The sequence below is a fragment of the Methylobacterium sp. genome (assembly GCF_019750675.1).
In the GTDB taxonomy this organism is placed as follows: domain Bacteria; phylum Pseudomonadota; class Alphaproteobacteria; order Rhizobiales; family Beijerinckiaceae; genus Methylobacterium.
Map to the genome: position 1 here is coordinate 1 of NZ_JAIEOF010000324.1, position 7,149 is coordinate 7,149.

A 7,149-nucleotide genomic window follows, 5' to 3' on the forward strand; every position below is an offset into this window, starting at 1 on the left:
CGCGAGGTTGTTGTTGAAGCGCAGCGAATTGGTGACGTCGAGCTGCGAGATGTCGCCGGCCTGCTTGCCGGCCGAGGGGTTGGCCGCCGGGGGCAGCTCACTGGTGCCGCCGCCGGCCGTGGAGAACGAGCCGATCGAGTCGCGGATGCCGCCGCCGTTCTTGATCGAGACGGTGACGCCGGCATCGAACTGCCGGGCGTACCAGAGGTTCGCGTCCGACGAGAGGTCGCCGAGGTTGGTCTCCTCCGTGCGGACCTCGCCGCGCCGGCCTTCCAGGTAGACGCTGGAGCGGCCGAGGATGTTGCCGTCCTGGGCCCGGATGACGTCCGCGATGCCGGCGGTCTCCTGCACGCCGTCGTTGTTGGCATCCAGGCCCTCGATCACCTCGCGGACGAGGAAGCCTTTGCTGCCGGGGGTGAAGGCGGCGGCGGTCGAGCCGTAGAGCGCGGTCACGCTGGCATCGTCCACCGCCACGGCGCCGCTGGTGGTTGGGTTCACGGAATTGCGGATGATGTTGCCCTGGTCGTCGAAGGTGACGGTGAGGCGGCCGACATAGGAATACTCGGAGGCGGTGTTCACCAGGGCGAGGGCCTGGCCGCTGGCGTTGGTGTAGAATTGCGGGTAGCCGCCGGCGGCCGTGTCGCCGGGAAGCAGGCGGTCGTCGCCGTCGGCCAGCAGGGTGTGCGAGCCGCCCCCGATGAGCACGTCGACGTTGCGCAGGAGCGGCGCCAGGGCCTGCTCGTTGGCGAGTTGCTGCAGGTGCGTGCCGACGATGACCTTGTTCACGTCCGGGTTGAGGCTGAGCACCCCGTCGACCTCTGCGTTGATCTGGTTCGCCAGCAGGGCGATCTCGTCCCGGCCGGTGAAGCCGTCCAGCGTGACGTTGCCCAGCGTCGTCAGCAGGGGCTCGAGCTGGGTGGTGGCGCCGATGAACGCGATCTTCTCGCCGTTCTCCACCAGGATCGTGGACTTGGCGATCTTGTCCGCGCCGGTTCCGGTCTGGGTCGTTGTCGGCCCGGTCTGGGCGAAGCTGGCGTTGGAGACGTTCGGGTTGACGAGGCCCGAGAGCGCCGCCTCCCGCGAGAAGTTGAGGTTGGTGGAGAGGTAGGGGAACTGGGCGCCGACCCAGGTGTCGTCGGAATTGCCCGGCGTCGCGCCGAGATTGGCGCCGATGATATTGGCGACTTCCGTGGGGCCGGAATCGAACTCGTGGTTGCCGAACACCGCCGCCTGGACGCCGATGATGTTCTGGATGGTGATTTCGGCCCGGCCGACGGAGGCGCTAAGCTTGGTGTAGGCGGCCGAACCGGTGAGCCCGTAGAGCTGGTTGTAGACGCCGTTGTAGGTGGCGGCGAGCTGCGGGTCGGCGCCCGCGATGAAGAACGGGCTCGGAATCCAGCCGTCTCCGGTGGAGAGGGTGATCGAGTTCGGGGTCGAGTCCTCGAGCTTGTCGACGATGGCGGCGAAGTTCGCCGCCCGCTGCGTGGCCAGGAGGCCGGCTTCCCAATCGGACGCGTGCAGGATCTGGAGCGTGTAGGTCATGGCCGGCGGGGTCTCCGTCGTGAAGTCGAGCTGGTCCTGGGGGATGCCCGCGAAGGCGTTGCCGGCGGTGTCCACGAGGGCGCCCGCCGGGATGATCACGTCGTAGGCGGTGCCGGCCTTGAGGTCGGTGCTTGGGTTGATCGTCACCGTGGTGCCGCTGATCGAGACCTGGGACGTGTCGCCGACCGCGATGGCGCGGGTGTCGCCGGCCCCGTCGGTGATCGTGATGGCGCCGGTGCCGGCCTTCACCGCCTCGCTGAGCGTCAGGACGATGTTGGCGCCAACCGCGACCTTGTGGGCATTGTCGGCGGGCGTCGCGGCAACGAGGCGCGGCGCGGTCTGGTCGAGCTTGAGCCCGACCAGGATCGGATCGTGGTCGGATTCGCGGGCGGGGACGAGACCGTCGAAATAGGCGGCGGAGCGGCCGAAATCGAGGTTGTAGTCGATGGCGTCCGCCTCGTCGGCGTTGATGTGCCACTCGGTGACGCCGGTGACCTGGCGATTCAGGCCGGCATTGGCCAACGCGTGGTCGAGGGCGCCGTAGGCCCCGTCGAAGACGTAGGAATAGGGGTTGGCGAGGCGGTCCTCGGCGAGGTTGGTGAAGCCGCCGGCCTTGAGCACGTCGAGGGCGTCCTCCTTGATGTAGGCGTTGAAGTCGCCGAGCAGCACGACGTCGCCGTCCGGGGTGCCCGTCGGGTTGAGGGCGAGCCATTTCGTGAGGGCCGTGGCGGCGAGTTCGCGCTGCTGCTGCCAGCCGCCCTGGCCGTCGCCCTGGTCGGCGTCTGCCCCGGTGCCGGCGCCGCTCTTCGACTTCAGGTGGTTGATGACCGCCGTGAAGTCCTCGCCCGTGGCAGTCTCGCGGAAGGTCACCGCCAGGGCGGCGCGGCTGGTGTTGGCGCCGTTGAAGATGTGCCCGATCGTGCTCTGCTGGAGGAGGGCCGGGTCGAAGGCCTGGACGTCCGAATCGTCGAGCTTCTCGATGGTGGTGTTCAGCGCCACCGAGACCTTGCTCGGCTTGTAGACGAAGCCCACCGCGATGGCGTCGCCGCCGAGGAACTGACCCTGGTCGAGCTGGGCGCCGGGCCGGACCCAGTCGTAGGTGCCGGCGCCCGCGCGGGCGTTGAGCTGACCGACGAGGTATTCCAGCGCGTTGCCCGGGTTGCCGGGCTGGAACTGGTTCTCCAGCTCGGTGAGGCCGAACACGTCGGCCCCGGAGGCGATCACCGTGGTGACGAGCTTGGCTGTCTGGCGGTCGAACTCGGCGGCCGTGTTGGCGCCGCGCGGGTCGAGGCCGATGGCGGTCTTCACGCCGCTGGCGGAGCCGTCGCTGTCGAGGGTGCGGAAGTAGTTCAGCACGTTGAGGCTGCCGACCTTCAGGCTGCCGCCGACATCGTCGGGGGCGGCCGGGCGGGGATTGGCGTGTCCGAAGGCGTTGTCGCCGTCGTCGATCGCCCGGACCCGGTAGGCATTGGCGGGGCCGTAGCCGAGCACGCCCGTGAGGCCCGTCACCGTGTCGCCCATCCGGGGCGCGGTGGCGGTGGAATAGGCCGGGCCGAATCCGTCGAGGCGGTCGACCGGCTGGTTCTGGACGTTGAGCCCGTCGTCGTAGGTGATCGAACGCGCCGCGACTTGCGTAAGATACGCTGCGTAGGCGGCGGTGTTCGGCTCGAATTCGTTGGTGAAGGTCTCCGGGCGCCCGCCGGCCGCGAGGCGGATCTCGTTGAAGCGGTCGAGGTTGAACTGTTCGGTGATGGTGAGCGTCTGCGCCACCTTCACCAGCATGCCCTCGTAGCGCTCGAGATCCGGCTGCGCCGTGGTGCCGGTGCCGATCGTGGCGGCGGCGGGCAGGTCGACCGATGTCGCGGCGGCCTTGAGGGCGGCGGCCGAGACCGCGCCGGCCTGGACGACCTGGATCTGGGCCGCGTCCGCAACGGTGATCTGCGTCTCGCCGCCGAACTCGCCGACCGTGCCGGTGACCCGGACGCGGTCGCCTTCCTGGAGGTCCTTCAGGAGGTTGCCGGCGCCCTCGTAGACGAACACGCCCTCGGAGGTCAGGGGGTTGCCGTCCTGGTCCCTGGCCTCCTCCTGCAGGTAGAAGCCGCCGAGGTTGCGGCTGGCGTCTGCGTCGCCGGTCTGGAAGTCGCCGACGACGATCGCCTCCACCGTGACGGTGCGGCCGGCGAGCGGGCTTGCGGCCCCCGTGCCCTGCACGGCGGAGATCAGGGTGACGTCGTCGTTGAGGATGGTGCCGGTGGCCACGGTGCCGGTCGCCGCGAGCGCGGCCGTCACGCCGATCTGGCCGGCGCTGGCGCCCTTCAGGGTGACGGTGAAGCCCTCGTCGGCCTCCGGCAGCCCGTCGCCCTGGACCGAGACGGTGACGATTGCCGAGGCCGCGCCCGCCGGAATGGTGCCCGCGATGGTGGCCGGCAGGGTTGGCGCGCCGGCGAAATCGGTGCCGTCCGCGCCCGCGCCGGCGAGTTCCGCCGTGAAGGCGAGGCTGCCCAGCGTGCCGCCCGTGCGCTCCACCGTGAAGGCGAAGGTGGCGGTGCCGGCATCGCCCTCGGCCTTGGCGACCGCGAGGGAGCCGGGCTGGAAGGCGAGGGTCTGGGTGTAACCCTGGGGCAGGGCGGCGTAGAGGGTGGCCCCTCCGCCGGCCTCGTTGGCGGTGACGAGGAGCGGGGTGCCGGTGGGGTTGCGGTCTGCGGCGATGAAGGTGAGCACCTCCGGGCCGAGATCGGCCGAGACGCCCGCCAGCGGCGGCACGTAGGAGACGTAGGCGGCGTTCGCCGGATCGGTGACGTCGTAGACGATCACGCCGCTCTGGCGCTCCAGGCCCACGAAGGCGTAGGTGCGGCCGTCGATGGTGCCGATGGTGACGCCCTCGGGCTCGGGGCCCTTGTTGTCGGAGCGGTCGTCGGGGGTGTTGGCGACCGTCTGGTCGTTGTTGAAGCGCTCCGGCGCCAGGCGCGCGAAGATCTTCTCGAACTCGCCCCCGGTCTCGCGCACCTTGGTCAGCCCGCCGTCGGCCTCCTGGCGGAAGATGGAGATGCCGCGACCGCCGAGGGTATGGAGCTGGTCGATGACGCCGTCGTTGTTCGTGTCGCCGGTGCGCAGGAGGACGTTAAGGCGGGCATAGGCCGGGTCGGCCTTCAGCGCCTGCAACTCCGGGGTGAGGCGGCTGTTGGCGATGCTGGAGAGGCGGGCGACATCCGCCGCATCGTCGGCGCCGCCGATGACGCGCTGGTCGCCCTCGTTCGCGGTGACGACGTAGGTGACGCCGTTCACCGCGAAGCTCGCCGCAGCGTCCGGCTGGAGCAGGCCGTAGATCGGCGCGTTGGCGGGCGTGGCGGCGATGCGGATCGAGGCCGTTCCGCCCGGCCCGTCGCGGTCGGAGGCGTCGAACTCGTTGCCCGCCAGCGAATGGTTGACGGAACCGAGGGGCTGGATCGCGATCGGGGCGGTGCCCGGGTTGGCCAGATCGATCACCGCGATGCCGTTGACCTCCTGCAGGGTGACGTAGGCGAAGCGGTTGTCGGGCGACAGCGCGATGTATTCGGGCTCGATGTCGGCGGCGGCGCTCTTGCCCGGGCTGATCGCCAGGCCCTTGGCGCGCAGCACCGCCTCGCTGCCGTCGAGGGCGTCGAAGCCCACGGTGGCACTGACGGCGGCGGCGGCAGCGCCGCCGGACAGATCGAGGATCGAGACGCTGCCGACGGGGTTGCTGGCGCTGGTGAACTGCTCGCCCTCGTTGGCGACGAGGAGCTTCGTGCCGTCGCTGGTGAACACGATCTGGTCGGGACCGATGCCGACGCTCACCGATTTCAGCAGGGTGCCGGCCTTGTCGAACAGGGCGACGCGGCCGGGCTGGTCGCCCGTCGCGTTGGCGTAGGCCACGGCGACCAGGCCGTTGGAGACCGCCACCGAGTTCACCGAACCGTATTGCTCCAGGCCGGCGAGCCGGATCTCGCCGGACTTCGCGAGGGCGCCATCGGCGCCGATGCCGACGATCTCGATCCGGTTCTCGTTGGTGTTCTGAATGTAAAGGCTGCCGGTGGTGCGGTCGTAGGCCACCACCTCGGCATTGGGCGCGATGCCGGTCGCCGGGTCGTTGGTGGTGGCGTAGCCGCCCAGGCGCACGAGTTGCAGGGCGTTGGTGGCGACGGGTGCCGCGGTGGCGGTGGCGCCCTGCGCACCCTGGAGGGAGGGGGCGGCCGCGAACACCGCCACACCGTTGATGACGCCGGACGCGTCGTCGTTGAGGATCGTGCCGACCGCCTCGCCGTCCGCGACCGTCGCGCCGACCACGTTCGTCACCCGGAGCGCGAAGGTCTCGTTGGCTTCGGCCAGGGTGTCGCCGTTCACCGGCACCGCGATGGTGGTCGCGGTGACGCCGGCCGCGATGGTCCGACCAGTCAGGGTCGTGGCGACATAATCGGAGCCCGCGCTCGCGGTGCCGTCCGCGGTGGCGACGTCGAAGGTCACGCCGCCGGCCGGGGCCGGTGCGCTGAGGGAGACCGTGAAGGTCAGGTTGGTCTGGCCCGCCTGGCCCTCGGTCACCTGCGCATCGGCGATCGACAGGGCCGGCAGGCTCACCGCCGCGCTCTGGCTCGACACCGCGATGTCGTCGATGCCGACCCACTCGTCGTTGCCCACCGCGTTGGCTGTGATGATGCGGACCTGGAGGCCGGCCGCGCCGTTCGCCTCGGACGGCAGCGTGACGCTGACCGGCGTCACCTGCGTGGCGCCGCCCTGCGTGGTGGCATCCGCGACGTATCCGGCCGGCAGGTTCTTCCACGCGCCGGCATCGATCCGGTACTGGACGGCGATGGGCTGGATGGCATTGTCCGTCGAGCCGTCGATGTCGCGGGCGTTGAAGGCCACCACCACGTCCCGGCGCCCGGTGGCGTCGAGGTAGAGCACGAGGTGGGGCGCGTCCGCGGTGCCCGAACCCTGCAGGGCGATCGTCGGGTCGGACAGGGCGAACTCGGCGACGCCGCCCGTGTTCAGGGTGTTCGGGTTGGTCTGGTTGGCGATGACGTCGACGTCGTTGGCCACGCTCGAATCGGCCGTCAGGGTCTGAGGATCGGTGCCCGTGGCCGCCGTGATGTCCTGCCCGAGATACCCGACGATGCCCGGCACACCGCTCCAGTCGTCGTTCGCCGTGATCGCGCCGGCATTGGACCAGGCCTGGAGGAGGGGGCCGGTCGCGAGGACATGCGGCGTCGTGGTCATGCGGGCACTCTGCGGAGGACGAAACGCCGGAGATCGGCAGGCTTCTCGTGAACCCGTTCGGCGACGCGAAATCTCGGGGGAGACGTCTCGCGAGGCGGCACGCCCAGGCTCAAGCCGCGCTTAGATCGGCCACATGACAACCGGATGAATTCTGTTCGACCGAAGTTTTTCGAAGATGATCCGTATACGGCAAAGCATTGCCTGGATCGATCAAAGCAAGTGGCCCCGAATTTTAATCCGCTCCTTCAAGGATTTTTCTTCAACTCGTCGCCGGAGCGGCTCACCGACACGCCCCCCAGCCTCACGGGCGCGGGGGCGCGGCCTCGGTCCGCCCGTAGGCCTGCAGGGCCTCGAAGACGCGCAGGCTCGCCGCGA

1 protein-coding gene is annotated in these 7,149 nt (G+C 70.0%); it reads right to left on the reverse strand.

Annotated elements, in window-relative coordinates; genetic code table 11:
• The coding region (locus K2X24_RS16660; protein ID WP_292499459.1) for an ExeM/NucH family extracellular endonuclease at positions 1 to 6,774 on the reverse strand (6,774 nt) is incomplete at its 3' end.
• Positions 6,775 to 7,149 lie beyond the last annotated feature (375 nt).